Source organism: Streptomyces sp. NPDC025273, assembly GCF_040638585.1.
Classification (GTDB): Bacteria; Actinomycetota; Actinomycetes; order Streptomycetales; family Streptomycetaceae; genus Streptomyces; species Streptomyces cinereorectus.
Genome location: NZ_JBEZYP010000013.1, coordinates 29,684 through 46,423, shown reverse-complemented (window position 1 = coordinate 46,423; position 16,740 = coordinate 29,684). Strand labels below are relative to the sequence as shown.

Genomic DNA, 16,740 nt, shown 5'->3' with positions numbered 1-16,740 from the left:
CGAGACGTGCGCACCCCGCGTGCCGCGGACCGTTCCCGGCCGCTGGTGGTGCGTGCCCGTACGACCCGGCGGACGGGGCCCGGACTCATTGTCACTGGGTACGCCTAGAGTCTTTTCCACTCGTCACGGCGCGTTGCCGTCGACGGGTCTCATCAGAGTGCCGCCAGACCGGTGGTGTCCGGAACAACGGGGAGAACAGCGCATGGGGTGGGTACCGGCGGGCGACTACGAAGTCGCCCTGGAGGCGGGCAAGGTGGTGTGCCGCAACGGGAAGGGCCGGCGGCTGAAGTCCGTCCCGGCCAAGCTGAAGGATGATCCGGCGGTCGTCGGACTCCGGCAGTTGACCGAGTGGCTGGAGCGGCACGAACGCCGGTGCCTGACCGACGTCGAGCAGTGGATGGTGCGTTCGCTGCCCGTTCCCACGGCTGTTCTCGCCCGGGTCTGGCCCGACCCGGCATGGCAGGCGGCCCTGCGGGACGTGGTGGTGACCGGCACGGACGGTGGGGTCGCAGGGTTCCTGCGCGATGTCGACCCCGCGCGCGGTCTCGGCCTCGTCGACCTGGACGGTGACACGGTCCGCATCACCCCGGACGTCGTCAGAGTGCCTCACCCCGTCCTCCTCGACGACCTCGACGAGCTGCGGGAGTTCGCGGTCGAACTGGAGGTGCGCCAGAACGTGGAGCAGCTGTTCCGCGAGGTGTGGCGCCGGCCGCAGGGCCTCGCCCCGGACACCACCTCCGTCGACACCTACGCCGGCGGAGTGTTCAAGGAACTGCGCTTCCTGCACGGCCGCGTCACCCAGCTCGGGTACCGGTCGCGCGGGGGGTACGCGGTCTGCTCGGTCGTCGAGGACGGCGCCACCGCCGAGGCTCGCATCTGGATCGGCGAGCACGACGGATACGACGAGTACGGCACGGAGACGGGCCCTCTGGGCTGGACCGACCCCGCGGGGCGCGCGTTGACGGCTGCCGGGGTCGGACCTGTCACCTGGTCCGAAGGCATGCGCATGGCGGCGGCGCTCTATGCCGGCCGCGACGTGGAGGACGAGGAGCAGGCGGCATGAACACCATCACGACGAAGACAACGGCGATGAACACCCACGTGAACACGACTGCAGCGGGCACGGTGTCCCTCCCCGCCCAGACCTCCATCTCCACCCCCGCGGCCGAGACCCGCGTGGCGGCCCTGCTGGACGCGGGCGCGGTCCTCCCCGCCGCTACCACCGACCGGGACGACGTCGACGCGCTGACCGCCCGCACCTACACGCACACCGCCCTCGGCGACCGCCCCGTGGTCCGGCTCGTGCCCGGCACTCTCGGCGAGGCCGAGGACCTGGCCCTGGAGTTCCTCGGGCTGGCCCGGACCGCCGAGACCCCCGTCGTGGGCCAGGTGCGCCGCGAGACGCTGGGCTTCCCGGCCTGGGCCCTGGTCAACGACCCGGCCAACGGGCACCACGCCCTGGCCCTGGTCAAGGACATCGAGCGGCTGGGCCGGCAGGCCAGGAGCCGCGCGGGAGCGGCCAAGGAGGGCTTCGACGCACTCGGCACCCGGCTCGGCCGGGCCGTTCCCCACTTCCTTCCCACCTACTACGAGCAGGTGGCGCGCCTCTTCCTCCAGGCGGAGAACACCAGCTACGCCGCCTCCTTCTTCGGCAAGGCCCGCGAGGCGGAACGGGTGCACGGGCTGGTCGTGGACGAGGACCGGCAGCGGGCCGTCTTCCTGGAGTTCGCCTTCGCCGGCGCGCTGACCGTCAAGGCACTGCGGCAGTACGTGCGTGACCTGGTGGCCCGGCTCGCACCGGCGGACGCCTGGGCACAGTTCCGCCGCCTGCTGGTCGAGCGCTGCGCCGCCGGCATGCCACCGTACGCGGCGCTGCCGCAGGACGTACGCGCACTGGTCAAGGCCGCCGGACTGGACCGCGAGGCCGCCGAACGTGATCTGGTGGCCGATCTGATCGGCTCCCCAGGAATCGTGCGTGCCCCCGCCTCGTTCTGGACGGCCTACCGCTCCGCGCTCGTCACCCTCGCCCAACGGGAGGCTGCCGTGCGAGCCCGGCTCCTCGGCTTCTTCCCGGAGACGTTCAGCGAGAGCGGCCGGGACACCGACTGCGAACACGGCTGGCTCGTGCTGCTGGCCGAATCCGGCGCCGAGGACCTGCTGACCGCCCTCCCGGGCACCTCCGATTCCGCCGCCCCCGGTGACCCGTCCGTCTCCCCGGCGGACTGGATCGCCCGCTGGGAGGCGCACCGCCGGCGCAACCGGGCCACCACCGGCCGCAGCCCGCAGACCCTTGACCTGGCCGCCCGGATGGCACACCGGCTGCGCGCCGACGGACGCCCCGTCGAGCTGTTCCAGGGCCGCTGGCAGCGCACCGCCGACCTGGACCTCCTCGACCTCTGCCTGGCCTCCGGCATCCCCGTCGCCGAGCCGGACGACCAGGACACGGGTACCACGCAGCGCCCCGGCGTCCCGCTCGGCTCCTGGCTCACCGACACCGCTCCCGGAGCCCGGGACCTCACCGCCGTCGCCGAACGGCCGGTCTTCCGCGCCCTGCTGAGCCGGACCGTCGGCAGCCTCGGCAGCGGACGCGGTCAGGGACCGGGCGACAGCGGCATGGCGAAACTGGCGGCGCATCCGGTGCTGTCCGTCATCCTGCGGGAGTGGCTGACCGCCTGCGCCGAGGAGTACACGGCCGCGCAAGGGCTCCCCGGGCTGCACCTCGCCCTCGACAAGCTCTCGGCGTACCGCTCCGTGATCGCAGAGGTCGCCCCGGAGGCGGTGCGGCTCCTCAAGGGCCACGATGTCGTCCCGCTGCTCGCCTCGACCCTGCGCACGGGCGTCCTCGACGAACTGGGCTGGGCCGCGCTGGACGAGACCTACGTCGAACTGGCCACGGAGGCGGCCGCCACGCGTCAGCGGCACAACCGGTCGGTGGGCGTCGGCGTCACCGGCGCCTGGCCCGCGCTGATCCTGAACACCCTCGAACGCGCCGTCGTCGTCGGCCCGGAAGGCGTGCTGCTGCGGCACACCCTGCGGCTGCCCGCCACCGTCGACCACTGGCGTCAGCTCGCCTTCCGTTACACCGACGGCGAGTTGCTCGTCATCTGGTGGGAGGACGGCAAGCAGCGCGGCTACTGGTCACACCGCCCCGCCGAGGTGTTCACCGTAGGCGGCGAGCAGGTCCCCCGCTGGGGTGCTTCCGGCCCCTCCGACGACGTCTGCCTGCCATTGCCCGGCGGTGGCCGCGCCACCGGCGGCAAGGCCCTGCACGCGGGCGACACCTCCATCCCGCCGCAGCGTGCCGTCCTCTCCGACGGCACCGGTCACTGGCGGGACGGCCACCAGGGCACACGGCGGGTCTGGCTGGAGTACGACCCGGTCAGCGGCACGCACGGCCGCGCGTCCCTGCCCGCCTTCCTCCACTCCGGGGTGCGGGACGGCACCCGGCTGCTCACCGAGCACTGCCAGGTGCTGCCCCTCCAGCCCGGGCTGGAGAGCACCCCGTTCGGGACGGACGGCACGGTCCTCGGCCGCTGGGTCCGCCACACCGTCACCGAACCGGGGATGCCTGCCCCCGCGGACGGGCACCGGATCGTCGCCGGTACCCCCGACGGCCACACGGTGAGCCTGCAGCACCCGCTGCCCGGCGGCTCCCCGGTGCCGCTCGGCGCCCTCGCCCTTCCCGGCGGATCACGCCCCGTCATGGCCCTCGCCGGGCGATTCGTCGAGGCCCACCCGGCGGACACGGAGGGCACCGGCGGAAGCCTGTGGTCCGTCACCCCCGGCTCCTCGGGCGGCAACGACGCCGCAGGCACCCCCTACGTCCCTCCCGTCGCCTACTGGCACGCCATGCGCCCCAGGGACGAGCGAGGCTCCACCGCCCTGCGGAACCTGACGGACTCCCGGGCGGGAGAGCTGTTCAAGGAGGTCGCCACCGCGGTCGCCCGGCACCTGGAAGCCTTCCGCGCCGTGCAGGACTACACCGGGCCCTCCTCGCGTGAGCTGAGCCGGGAAGCCGTCGCCCGGGTGCTGCCCGAGGTGTCCGACGCGCGGCTCCTCGCGGGCGTCACCGCGCTCGTCCGCGACGCGGTGGACAGGGCCGCCGCGGTCGCCCGATATCTGGAACCGCCTCAGCCCGCCGCCCCCCGGGACACCACGCGCACCCAGGGCATGTTCTTCGACCACTCGCCCGAGCACGGCGACGACACGACCCTGCTGCACGCCACCGCCTGGGGTTCCGAGCGGATGTACAGCGGCTGGTGGGGAGCGGGGAGCCGGTGGACCGCGATCCGGCAGATCCTCGCCGTCAATCACGTCCTCGGCGGTGAGCCGGCTTTCGGCCAGCCCGTGCCGTCCAGGGTCCCGTTCGCCCCGGTGGACGGCTGGCAGCGCGACGAGTACATCGTCCCCGGTCAGTCCCTGGACTGGACCTCCCTGCTCGACAAGCTGCCCGAACTGGCGTACCGGGCCGCCTCGGCGACCACCTCGCCCGAGCACCGCGCAGCTCTCCTGGTCCTGCTCGACACGCTCGCGGAGGGCCCGCTGGCGGACCCGGCTGGCACGGTCCGGCAGGTGGAGCTCACCGAGCCGTACGGCGGAACGCCCGGGCAGGGGCGCCTCGAAGCCGTGCACCGGCTCGGTCAGGTACTGCGCAAGGGCGCCCGCACCGTCGTGATCCTCGCCGACCGCGGCCGGAACACCCGGAACGACGCGGCACGCTGGCTGGCCCTGGACCACGACCCCACCGGCGCCTTCGGCCCCGTGCCCGGCTTCACCCTGGACCGCGAGCACGTCCACCGGCAGGGCATCACCCGCACCCGGCTCACCCGGCTCACCACCCTGGTACGGGAGCAGGGCCCGGCACCCTGGCACCCCGAGGCCGCCGAGGCCTTCCACACGGCCACCGGGATCGGTCCCCTCCAGTCCGCCGCCCTGGTGTCGGCCGCCGTCGATGAGCCGGGCGCCGAGGCGCTCGGGCTGCTCGGGGCGAAGCCCCGTGCCTTCGAGGCGGCCCTGGCCAGGCTGGGCGCCCTGCCCCGCGCCGACCGCCACGCCCTGCTCCAGGCACTGCTGCCCGCCGACCCGGCCGAGCTGTGGTCCACGGGCCCGGACGTCCGGGCCGCCACCGAGGTCTGGCAGGCACGTCTCGCCTTCCTCGTCCGCGTCCCGGAGGAGCTCGACCTCGACCTGTCGGGCACCACCCCCGGCGCCGTCGACCTGGTCCTCAACTCGGGCTCCTTGACGTGGCTGGGCCAAGGCTCCCCGGTCGAGGACGGCACCGGCCGGCCCGGTCTGCGCCGGGTGAGTGCGCACGGCTCGCTCTCCCGGGCCCTGACCGCGCTGCGGACCCTCGCCTACACACTGCCGTACGGGCACCCCCTGCGGGCGCACCTGCCCGTCGGGCTCGCGGCCCTGCGCCGCACCCTCGCCGACCCGGACCTGGTGCTGGACCTCGGGCTGGACTGGACGGAGGCGGGCGGCTCGATCGGCCCCGTGGTCCGGGCCGCCCACCAGCTTCCCGAGTCCGGCGGCGCGGGGCCCGACGGCCTTGTCCGGGCGGGTGCGGCGCTGCTCCTCACGGCCGGCCACGGCAGTCACGAGAAACTCCTGATCCGCCCGGCCGGCCTGGAAGGCCCCGAGGACCCGGCGTTCGGCCTGGTCGAGGGCACCGTCGCGCAGTACCGGGTGGGTGAACTCCGTGCCCTGCGCTCCCTGCTGGGCAAAGAGAGCGATGCCCTGGTCTCGGCGGGCGCCCCCGACGGCACCCCGCACCACCCTGCCCAGGACCCGACGCGTGCGGTGCCGGACCTGGTGGCCGAGGCCGCCGCAGCCCTCGGGCTGAGCGCCGACGCCGCCGCCCTGTACCTCATGCTGCTCGCCCTGCCCGACCCGACGGACCGCAACTGCGCCCGCTGGACCGAGTGGAAGCCCGCACGGATCAAGAAGACCAGGGCGGAGCTCGCCGCCACCGACCTCGTGGTGGAGGCCAAGCGCTCCCGCGCCGGCCGCACCCTGTTCCTCCCCTGCGGCTGGCTCGAACGCGGCGCGCCCGGTCTGCCGCTGGAGACCTGGAAGGAACGGCTGTACCCCGTGGCAGGGTCCACCCGGACCCTGCCGGACATCCCCGTGCCCGAGCTGTTCGCCACGGCCTGGGCACGGGCCCGGGGCGGCGACGCCCCCGCCTTCGAAGAACTGGACACCCGCGCACCCCGGAAGGGCCGCCGCCGATGACGAGCGACACCACGACCACCATCGAGAGCACCGACACGGGCGGGGTCCCCGGTCAGGCGACGCCCCCTGTCGGTGTCTCCGGCCGGGAGGACCGCCAGGTCACCCTGCCGGAGGACCAGTACGGTACCGAGCTGGCCTTCCTCGCCGCCCACGACCCGGGGCCGCGCCCGCCCGGCTGGCTGCTCACCCCGCGCGCCGTCGTCACCTTCGTGATGGGCAGCGCGGGCGAGGCGCTCGGCCTGCCGAAGTCCGCGCAGCCTGGTGCCGGAGTGCCGCGCCGCCTGGTGATCGAGCAGAAGTTCGTCGGCGAACGAGCCCTGGTCGAACGCTGCGTGGTCACCCTCGCCGGGGAGCGCGGACTGCTGCTGGTGGGCGAACCCGGCACCGCCAAGTCCATGCTCTCGGAACTGCTGTCGGCGGCCGTCTGCGGGACCAGCGCGCTCACCGTGCAGGGCACCGCGGGCACCACCGAGGACCAGCTCAAGTACGGCTGGAACTACGCGCTGCTGCTCGCCCAGGGCCCCACCCGGCAGGCCCTGGTGCCCTCCCCGGTGCTCACCGCCATGACCCGGGGCGCCGTCGCCCGTGTCGAGGAGGTCACCCGTTGCCTGCCCGAGGTCCAGGACGCGCTCGTGTCACTGCTGTCCGAACGGCGGATCGCGGTGCCGGAACTCGCGGGAAGCGAGGGCGCCCAGGTGCACGCGGCCCCCGGATTCACCCTCATCGCCACTGCCAACCTGCGGGACAAGGGCGTCTCGGAGATGTCAGCCGCGCTGAAGCGGCGCTTCAACTTCGAGACCGTCGGCCCGATCGGGGACGTGGACGCCGAGACCGCGCTCGTCCGGCGCCAGTCGCGGGCGGCCGTCGAACGGGCGGGTGCCGCCTACCAGGTGGACGACGCGGTCCTCGAAGCCCTCGTCACCGCTTTCCGGGACCTGCGCGACGGCCACTCCGCGGAAGGCTGGGAGGTCGAGCGCCCCTCCACGGTGATGAGCACGGCGGAGGCGGTCTCCGTCGCGGGATCCCTGGGCCTGGCCACCGCCTACTTCCCCGGCGACCGGGACGTGCTCTCCCTCCTGCCCGGCCATCTGCTCGGCGTCGTGCGCAAGGACGACCCGGCCGACGCGGCACGGCTGCTGGGGTACTGGGACGGACCGGTGCGCAGGCGCGCGGAACAAGGGTCGGCCACCTGGCGTGCCCTGTGGGAGCTTCGCGCGGTACTGGAGAGCTGACGGATGAGCCAGTCGACCACCCCGGACAGGTGCGCCACCGCCGAGACGCTGCTCACCGCTGGTGCCCTGCCCGGCACCGAGGTGCCCCCTACCGGTGTCCTGCGAGGCCCCACGGCCGGGCCCACCACTCCGGAGGCCGCGGTCGCGGCCCTCGCGGCGGCCGGCCCCGGGCTGCCCTTCCTGATCGGGGTACGCCACCACGCGCCCTCGCTCGCGGCCGCCCTGCCGGCGCTCCTGGAAGCGGCGGCCCCCGACATCCTCCTCGTCGAACTGCCCGCCGAATTCCAGCCCTGGCTGGGCTGGCTCGCCCACGAGGACACCGAGGCTCCGGTGGCGCTGGCCGCCGTCCCCGCCGACGGGACGGGGGCGGCCGGCGAACGAGGACCCGCCTTCTATCCGTTCGCGGACTTCTCGCCCGAACTGGCCGCCCTGCGCTGGGCCGCGCGGAACGGCGTCCCTGCCGTGGCCTGCGATCTGCCCCTGGCCGACCGGTCCTGGGCACGGGACGGGCCGGACACCCCCGCCCCCGTACCCTTCCCGGGCACCGGCTCCGCACCCGCGCGGGGAGAGGGGCCCGGGCTGTCCGCCGCCCTCCGGTCCCGGCTCACCGGCCGCCACGGCGACGACCTCTGGGACCGGCTGGTGGAGGCCCCCGCACCCGGTTCGACACCCGAGGCACTCCGCCGTGCCGCCCTCCTCACCGGCTGGGCGCTGCGGTACGAGGCCGAGGCAAGGGGCGGCGTGGACGCCGAGGACCTGGTGCGCGAGGACTGTATGCGCGGACATGTCGCCGAGGCCCTGGCGAGCGGGCGGCGGCCCGCCGTGGTGGTGGGAGCCTTCCACACCCCGGCGCTGCTGGCGTCCGCCCCCGGGGCCGCCGAGGCACCCGCCCCCCGGGAGCGGGCCACGTCCGCCCTCCCGCGCGAGGCGGACGCGGCCGGCCGCGTGACCGGTACCGCCGCCGCGGTGGCGTGTACGGTCTCCCTGATCCCCTACACGTACCCACTCCTCGACTCACGGTCCGGGTACCCGGCCGGCATCCGGGACCCGGAGTGGCAGCACACCGTCCTGGAGGCCGCCGGGTCCCCGCCCGCGCTGCACGAGGCGCTGATCCGCACCACGGTCCGTGTCTGTACCGCCCTGCGCGAACAAGGCCACCCCTACGGCCCGGCAGACGGCCGGGAGGTCGTCCGAGTCGCCGGGGACCTGGCGCGCCTGCGCGAACTGCCCGCCCCCGGTCGCGGCGAATTCCTGGAGGCCGTGCAGACGGTGCTCGGGCGCGGCGAGACCTACGGGACCGGCCGAGCCGTCGCCCAAGCCCTCGAACGCGTACTCGTCGGAACACGCACGGGACGGCCCGCCCCCGCCGCTCCGCGCAGCGGCCTGGGTCCGGCCGTGGAGGCCGAGACCGCGGCGCTCGCGCTCCCCGGACCGGGGGAGACCCATGAGAAGACGCCGCGTGATCTCCGGCTCGACCCGGCCCGCTCCACCCTCGACCGGCGGCGCGAACTACTGCTGCGCAGGCTCGGCGTGTGCGGCATCCCCTACGCGCAGGAACAGGCGGTGACGGGTGCCGCGGGCTCGGAAGGACTGACGACCCGCTGGCAGGTGAGGTGGACCCCGGCGACGGCCGCGATGCTCACCGCGGCCGGGGCCCGCGGCGTCACCCCGGCCCAGGCGGCCGAAGGGGTACTGCGGCAGCGGCACGCGGCCGAGCGCGCGCAGGGCGGCCCCACGGCCGCCCAGGTCGTGAGGGGCCTGACGGAGGCCGCCGGGTGCGGACTCCCCGCCCTGGCCGACGAACGGCTCACGGAACTGGCGGCCGTGCTCCCCTCCAGCGGCACCCTTCCCGAACTCCTCACCGGGCTCGACCTCCTGGACCGCATCGACGCCGGCCATCTGCCGGGCCTGGCCGCCCCCGACGCCCCGCCGGCTTCCGGGACCACCGAAGACCCGCCCGCCCCCGCCTCCCTCACCGCCTCAGCCCGTATCGCGCACGCGGCGGAACTCCTGACCTCGGCGGCGGTCCGTCAGGTCGACGGCCTGACCGGATCCGACGAGCCGGAGGACGCCCGCGCCCTGCTCGAACTGGCCCGGCGCGCCGACAGGGTGGGCGGCATCCGGCTCACCGACGCCCTCGTCCGGCTGGCCGCCGACGGCACGCCGCTGATCGCCGCGGCTGCCGGGGCCGTGCGGGTGCTCACGGGTCACGAGGAGGCCGAGGTCTTCGGAGTGCGCGTCGCCTCCTGGGTGGACAGCGCTGTCGACAGCGCCTCCCGGACCGCGCTCACCGCCCGCCTCACCGGCGTCCTGACGGCGGCCGGCCCGCTCCTGACCGTCGGAGCCGGCACCCTGGACCCGTTGCTGCACCGTGTCGTCGAGCTGGAGGACACCGCGTTCCTGGCACGGCTGCCCGCCCTGCGCGGCGGCTTCGACACCCTCAGCCCGGCCGCACGCGACCGGCTGCTGGACACCGTCGAGGAGAGGCTCGGCGAACGGGTGGACAGCCTCGACGCCGACGACCCGGCCGACCTGGCGGCCCGAACGGCCGCCGACCTCTCGGCCCGCGGACTCCTCACCGGCCTGGGCCTGCCCGTACCACCCCCCGCGCACGACGACCGGTACCCGCCGCAGTCGGACCACCTCGCCGCGCCCACGCCACCCGCCACCACGGCGTCCTTCGCCGGCACACCCCCCACCGGGGGCGGCACCTCCGCCGTCCCCGTGCCGGTGCATGCCCGCCGCCTCACCGGAGCCACCCCCGCGCGGACCCTCGCACCCGCCGACCGGTGGCGGCTCGTACTCGGCCGGCGCCCCGATCGACTGCCGTCCGGTGCCGCCCGGCTGGCGACCGCACTGGACGAGCTGTACGGAGAAGGACGCGGCGAGGGATCACGTGGCGGCATGCCCGGTCCCGGTCAGGGCGGCGGCCGGCGTGGCGGCCGCGAGGCGCCGTATCCCGGCGTCCGCGAGTGGTCCGAGGAACTGGCCGCACTGTTCGGCCCAGGCATCCGGGAGGAGGTCCTCGCCGCCGCCGCCGCGACCGGCCGGCAGGACGTCCTCGCCGAAATCGACCCGGCGGCCGCCACCCCCTCCGTGGAACTGCTCCGCACGGTCCTGCGCTACGCCGGTGGCCTCCCAGAGGCGCGTCTGGCGGTGCTCCGGCCCCTGGTCCGCCGCCTGGTCGACGAACTGACCCGGCAACTCGCCACCCGGCTGCGGCCCGCCCTCACCGGCACCATGCTGGCCCGGCCCACCCGCCGCCCAGGTGGCCGACTGGACCTGCCGCGCACGCTGCGCGCCAATCTGGCCACCGCCCGCAGAACGGCCGAGGGAACGGTCCAGGTGATTCCCGAGAAGCCGGTGTTCCGCAGCCGCGCCCGCCGGTCGGCCGACTGGCGCCTGATCCTGGTCACCGACGTCTCCGGATCCATGGAGGCGTCCACGATCTGGTCCGCGCTGACGGCCTCCGTGCTGGCCGGGGTGCCGGCCCTGAGCACCCACTTCCTCGCCTTCTCCACGGAGGTCGTCGACCTCACCGGTCATGTGCACGATCCCCTCGCCCTCCTTCTCGAGGTGAGCGTGGGCGGCGGCACACACATCGCCGCCGGGCTGCGGCACGCGCGCAGCCTGATCACGGTGCCCACCCGAACCCTCATCGTCGTCATCAGCGACTTCGAGGAGGGCGCTCCGCTCGGCGGACTGCTGGCCGAGGTACGGGCCCTGGTGGCCACCGGGGCCCACGTCCTCGGATGCGCGAGTCTCGACGACGCGGGCCGGCCCCGTTACTCGACGGGTGTCGCCGGCCGGCTCGTGGCCGCCGGCATGCCCGTGGCAGCACTCAGCCCACTCGAACTGGCCCGCTGGATAGGGGAGAGAACCGCATGAGCGCCGCCCAGTTGCCACCTGTCGCGCCGGAGGTCACGGCCACCCTGGTGGAGGACCTCTCGCCCCGGCTGCGCAAGCGGCTGGACGCGGCGGTCACCAAGCTCGGCGCCCGCCCGGCCCACCGCGACGGGGACACGGTGACGATCGCGGTGGACGAGGAGACCGAACTGCGCCTGCACGCCCCGGGCGGCGTGGTGGCGACGGCGGACGCCATCACCTGTGGCTGTCTCCTCGCCCCGGCCTGCGTCCACCGGGCGGCCGCCGCCTGCGCCGCCCCCACGGCGGACCCGGCCCCTGAGCCCGCCGGGCAACCGGTCCCGGCTGAAGCCGAATCCACCTCGCACGCCGACGACACCGCCCCCGCGCCCGACCTGGCGAGCCCGGCCCAGCGCGCCGCGGCCGACGCCGTGTGGTCGGCGGCTGCCGCCGTGCTGGAGGCCGGTGTCGACGGGGCCGGTGCCGTCGCCCAAGCGGCGCTTCTCCGCGCCGCGCACACCGCCCGGCTCCAGCACCTGCCGCGCGCCGCGGGCGCCGCACTGTCCGTCGTGACGCTGCTGCGCGCGGCCCGCGCGGGGGACCCGTCCTACCGCACCGCCGACCTCGTCACCGCCCTGGCCGAACTCCTGGGGACCGCACACCGGGTGGGGACCGCGTCCGGCGCGGAACTGGCCGCCGTCAGGGGCCGGGCACGCCGCCCCTACAGCCCGGACGGCTCGTTGCGCCTGTACGGTCTGTTCACCGAACCCGTGGTCACCGACTCGGGGCACGGCGGCGTCCGCACCTGGGTCGCCGGACCCGACGGCCGGCTCTGCACGGTCGGCGACGTGGCACCCGGCGGCGTCGGACGTGCCCTGGGCGTGGCCGACCGTGCGGTGCGCCTCGGGGAGAGCGCGCTCACCCACCGGGAGCTGGGCCGGGCCGGGCTGGCGGTCTCGGGGGCGACACTCTCGCCGGACGGCAGACTGGGCGCGGGGAAGGGGGTCAAGGCCGTCACCGCACGGGGCGCGGCGTGGACGGAGCCGCCGCTCGCCGCCCTGTGGGAGACGCCACCGTTTCAGCAGGCCACCCAGGCTCTGCGATCCACATCCCGCTACGCGGACCCGGACGACGGTGGCAGCGACCTGCTCTTCCTGGATGTCGAACTTCGCGGCGCCGTACGGGAGCCAGGCGGCACCTGTCTGCTCGCGTGGTGCGACGGTGGTGTCCCCGTCCGCCTCACGGTCGCCGACGACGATCCCGCGCTGGCCCACCGGGACAACCTGATGCTCCTGGCCACGGCACCGGGGACACGGCTGCGGATCATCGGCCGCCTGGTACCCGCGCTCCACGCCAGGCTCGCCCTCCTGGCCTGCTCGCACCCCACCGGCGAGGGCACGATCGACCTTGGCTTCGACCGTCTGCGCCGCGCCGACCTTCCCGTCCCGGACGCTCGCGTGCACCCCGCCCCGCCCGAGTCCGGCAACTCCGGCGCGCACTCACCCCTGCACCTCCTGGAGCGACGCGTCGAACAGACGGTCCCCGCGGGCCGTGCTGCCCTCGGCATGCTCGGTGATGTCTCCGCCGAGGCCCGCCGCCTCCGCCGGGCGGGCCTTCCCACAGCCGCCGGCCTTCTCGTCGCCCTGTGCGCCTCGGCGGCCCGACGCGAACGCGACCCCTTCGGCCGTCTCCTCCCCGCCGACACCGACGGCTTCGCCACCCACTGGCTCTCCGCCGCCCGTTACACATCCGCCGTGTCCGAGTCCCTGTGCGCGGCTGCCTGGGAACCGGCGCAGGAGAGCCCGGCCGCCCCGGACGAGCTACCGTCCTCGTTCGATCAGGCTGCTCGGCCGTAGCAGCCCCGTGCGGGCGAGCCGCCGCTGCGGAGCGGGTCGCGACCCCGTGCCTCGGCCGCCTGCGAACCTGTCCGGAACCACCGTCAGCCGCGGACGGATTCGGTGAATCCCAGGAGCGCGATCAGCACTCCGGGGAGCACCACGCGCCGAACCGGACGGTGCTGTCCGGGACGAGTCCGATGCCGCCCCGGGCTCGAGCCCGGGGCGGCATCCGCACCGCGTGGTGCACGCCGTGCGGAACTCCCGAAGCGGGCAACCGCCCACGGCGGCGCGTAGGCAGACGATCAGCTCGTCCCGTCGGCTGAGAACGCATCAGCCCTGCCGGGGGACCGGTGTCCTCGCGGAGCCCGCGCGGGCGGTCCGCGCACCGACGCCTCGGGTGTTCCGCGGCGTACGAATCACCGCGACGACACATCACCCGATCCCCGGTCGATCGAACGACAGCCCGGCCCACCGCTCTCGGTGCGCCGTCCGCCCGCCCGGCTGTATAGGGTGTCTTCCGTGCCTGGCGAGACTGACCTGCGACGACTTCTGATCGACATGCGGCCGGAGATGAATCCGGGGCGCTACGTGTTCACCACCGTGGCCGGTGGCATCCCGCCCGGGGTGACCCCGGTCGTCACGGTGGCCGAACTCGAGGGCCTCACCCTGGTATTGCGGCAGGAGGACGCCGAGGCGGCGGGGCTGGGGTACGACTACGTGGCCGGGTGGCTGGTCCTGCGGGTGCACTCCGCCCTGGACGCGGTGGGCCTGACCGCCGCCGTCGCCCATGAACTCGCGCGGGCCGGGGTCAGTTGCAACGTGGTGGCCGGATTCCACCACGACCACCTCTTCGTGCCGTACGAGACGGTGGACCGTGCCATGGAACTGCTCGAAGGGCTTTCCCGCAGATCTGCGGCCGGCGTCGCGTAGTAGCCTCAGTGGTTTGTCCGGGAAGGGCCTTCGAGGTGCTCGGGACGAGGACGCCGGGCCCCTCCCGGGCGCTCCGGGCCCGTACGTTCCCCTTCCCGCCGTCGGGAGAGGACTGAAGGAATGGCAGACAGCGTGCGTACCTCGGAGACCATCGAGGTGGTGGGGGCACGGACCAACAACCTCCGCGATGTCACCGTGAGCATCCCCAAGGGGCGGGTGGTGGCCTTCACCGGGGTCAGCGGCAGCGGCAAGACCTCGTTAGCGATCGACACCCTGCACAGCGAGGCCCAACTCCGTTACCTGGAAGGGCTCTCGCCGTTCGTCCGGCAGTACATCACCCAGCGCAACCGTCCCAAGGTGGACCGGGTCCTCGGTCTCGGTGCCACCCTCGCCGTCGACCAGCGCCGGCTCAACCGCAACCCCCGCTCCACCGTGGCCACCATCACCGGTATCGACGGCCACCTCGGGCTGCTCTACTCCCGGCTGCCCGGCATCGGCCCGGACGTGATTCCCGGCGACGGCCATCTCAGCTCCGCCCACTTCGACCGGCACACCCCGGAGGGAAGCTGCTCCGACTGCCACGGCGTCGGCGGACGCTGGCAGGCACGGGAAGAACTCGTCATCACGCACCCGGAGCTGGCGCTCTTCGACGGAGCTTCCCCCTGGTACGCGAAGTGGCGCTCCGGCGAGCACGCGTTCATTCCTGCACTGGCCGAGAAACGCGGTGTGGACCTCGCACAGCCCTGGCAGTCGCTGCCCGAGGGCTTCCGGCACGACGTGCTGTACGGCACGGGTGACGAGAAGATCGAGGCGACCGTCGACATGCCGAACAAGAACGAGACGTCCTCCTGGACGTACACCTCCAGCGAGCCGCTGCGCGGAGCGCTCGCCGAGGTGGAGAGGGTCTTCGCGAACGCGGCCACACCCAGCGCGAAGGAGCGGTATCTGCCGTACATGCGGAAGATGCCCTGCACCACCTGCGGCGGCACCGGCTACGACGCGATCGCCCGGTCGGTACGGCTCGGCGGTCTCGCCTACCCCGAACTGCTGGAGGTCGACGTCCGCGAGGTACGCGCCTGGGGCGACCGGGTCACCTCCGGCCTCGGCACCGGACAGCGCGCGGTCGGCGAACCCCTCCTCCAGGACCTCGCCCGCAGACTCCGGGTGCTGGACCGCCTCGGGCTCGCCCATCTCCAACTGTCGCGCGGCGCGGCGACCCTGTCCGGCGGCGAACTCCAGCGCACCCGTCTCGCCGCCCAGCTCAGCACCGAACTCAGCGACATCATCTTCGTCCTGGACGAACCGGGCACCGGCCTCCACCCTGCGGACAAGGCCCATCTGCTGGACATCGCGCTGGAACTGCGCGCCGCCGGGAACACCGTGCTGCTGGTCGAGCACGACCCGGAACTGATCGCCCGCGCCGACTGGGTGATCGACATGGGACCGGGCGCCGGACGGCTGGGCGGCGAGGTGCTCGTCTCCGGCACCCCCGCGGACGTCGCCGGGCACCCAAGCTCGCTCACCGGCCACTACCTCGCCGGGAAGGGGCCGCGGCTGCGCCGTGCCCGGCGGCCGGTCGGGGAGGGCACCGGCTGGGTGGAGCTGCACGGGCTGTCCGCGCACAACGTGACGACGGACCTGGTCCGCTTCCCCGTGGGCCGGCTGACGTGCCTGACCGGGGTCAGCGGCAGCGGCAAGAGCAGTCTGCTCGGCGCGCTCGGTTCCGGGACGGAGGCGGCTTTGACGGGAACGGCTGCCGACACCGTCCGCCGGGTCACCGGGAGCGAGCGCTTCAGTTGGGTCGCCGTGGTCGACCAGGAGCCGATCGGCCGGACACCCCGGTCCAACCCCGCCACGTACAGCAAGGCGTTCGACATCGTCCGCAAGCTGTTCGCGGAGACCGGCGAGGCACGCAAGCGTGGCATCAAGGCCTCCTGGTTCTCCTTCAACACGGCCAACGGCGGACGCTGCGAGACCTGCACCGGGTACGGCCGCAAGCTGGTCAACATGCACTTCCTGCCGGACGTGTGGGTGGTCTGCGACGCCTGTGAGGGCCGCCGCTACACACCGGAGGCCTTGGAGATCACCTATCAGGGGCTGACCATCGACGGGGTGCTGGAGCTGACCATCGCTGAGGCCGTCGAACGCCTCACGGGACACCGGCAGTTGGCGGAGGCACTGGAGGCCATGGACCGGGTCGGCCTCGGCTATCTGCAACTCGGCCAGAACGCCACGGAACTCTCCGGCGGCGAGGCACAGCGCCTGAAGCTGGCGTCGGCGATCCAGCGCGGATCCGCGGGCCGCAAGGCGGGACTGGTCGTGCTCGACGAGCCCGTCTCCGGTCTGCACCCCTCCGACATCCAGCGCATGGTGGACGCCTTCGACCTGCTGCTGGACTCGGGCAACACGGTGGTCGTCGCCGAGCACGACATCCCCGTCGCGGCCTCCGCGGACTGGGTGATCGACCTGGGGCCGGGCGCCGGCCCGGACGGCGGCGCGGTCGTGGCGGCGGGCACCCCCGACCAGGTCGCCGAAGCCGACACCCCGACCGCGGGCTTCTTCCGCCGGTACACGGCGGGCCTGCCGCTGCTGGGCGGGCCCGGCGACCACTGAGACACCGGTGGGCGCCCCGCGCCCGGCCGTGG

At 74.4% G+C, this 16,740-nt stretch carries 7 protein-coding genes; all 7 read left to right on the top strand.

The window, feature by feature from the left end:
- The first annotated feature begins 202 nt into the window (after nucleotides 1-202).
- The 7 genes from AB0F38_RS21345 (at nucleotide 203) to AB0F38_RS21315 (ending at nucleotide 16,708) form a co-directional block, all read left to right on the top strand.
- Complete coding sequence (locus AB0F38_RS21345) at nucleotides 203-1,063, top strand: DUF4132 domain-containing protein (RefSeq protein WP_361895549.1); 861 nt, start codon at nucleotides 203-205, stop codon at nucleotides 1,061-1,063.
- Nucleotides 1,060-6,231 (top strand): hypothetical protein, encoded by a 5,172-nt coding sequence (locus tag AB0F38_RS21340; RefSeq protein WP_361895546.1) that lies wholly within the window; start codon nucleotides 1,060-1,062, stop codon nucleotides 6,229-6,231. The genes AB0F38_RS21345 and AB0F38_RS21340 overlap by 4 nt, the downstream gene beginning before the upstream one ends.
- Nucleotides 6,228-7,463: an AAA family ATPase gene (locus AB0F38_RS21335; RefSeq protein ID WP_361895544.1), complete on the top strand. Its 1,236-nt coding sequence runs from the start codon at nucleotides 6,228-6,230 to the stop codon at nucleotides 7,461-7,463. Before AB0F38_RS21340 ends, AB0F38_RS21335 begins: the two co-directional genes overlap by 4 nt.
- Before the next feature lie 3 nt (nucleotides 7,464-7,466).
- Nucleotides 7,467-11,351, top strand: coding sequence for a DUF5682 family protein (locus tag AB0F38_RS21330; RefSeq protein WP_361895541.1), 3,885 nt, complete (start codon nucleotides 7,467-7,469; stop codon nucleotides 11,349-11,351).
- Entirely contained in the window at nucleotides 11,348-13,183 is a 1,836-nt protein-coding gene (locus AB0F38_RS21325) for a hypothetical protein (RefSeq protein WP_361895538.1), read from the top strand. The genes AB0F38_RS21330 and AB0F38_RS21325 overlap by 4 nt, the downstream gene beginning before the upstream one ends.
- A gap of 501 nt (nucleotides 13,184-13,684) precedes the next feature.
- Nucleotides 13,685-14,095 (top strand): ACT domain-containing protein, encoded by a 411-nt coding sequence (locus AB0F38_RS21320; RefSeq protein WP_361895535.1) that lies wholly within the window; start codon nucleotides 13,685-13,687, stop codon nucleotides 14,093-14,095.
- Between the two features lie 120 nt (nucleotides 14,096-14,215).
- Nucleotides 14,216-16,708 carry an excinuclease ABC subunit UvrA gene (locus AB0F38_RS21315; RefSeq protein ID WP_361895532.1) on the top strand — a complete coding sequence of 831 codons (2,493 nt, stop codon included), beginning with the start codon at nucleotides 14,216-14,218 and terminating at the stop codon, nucleotides 16,706-16,708.
- Nucleotides 16,709-16,740 lie beyond the last annotated feature (32 nt).

What these genes read in the sequence shown, in the direction of transcription:
- AB0F38_RS21345 (WP_361895549.1), top strand. Translation starts at nt 203, where the DNA reads ATGGGGTGGGTACCGGCGGGCGACTACGAAGTCGCCCTGGAGGCGGGC.
- AB0F38_RS21340 (WP_361895546.1), top strand. Translation starts at nt 1,060, where the DNA reads ATGAACACCATCACGACGAAGACAACGGCGATGAACACCCACGTGAAC.
- AB0F38_RS21335 (WP_361895544.1), top strand. Translation starts at nt 6,228, where the DNA reads ATGACGAGCGACACCACGACCACCATCGAGAGCACCGACACGGGCGGG.
- AB0F38_RS21330 (WP_361895541.1), top strand. Translation starts at nt 7,467, where the DNA reads ATGAGCCAGTCGACCACCCCGGACAGGTGCGCCACCGCCGAGACGCTG.
- AB0F38_RS21325 (WP_361895538.1), top strand. Translation starts at nt 11,348, where the DNA reads ATGAGCGCCGCCCAGTTGCCACCTGTCGCGCCGGAGGTCACGGCCACC.
- AB0F38_RS21315 (WP_361895532.1), top strand. Translation starts at nt 14,216, where the DNA reads ATGGCAGACAGCGTGCGTACCTCGGAGACCATCGAGGTGGTGGGGGCA.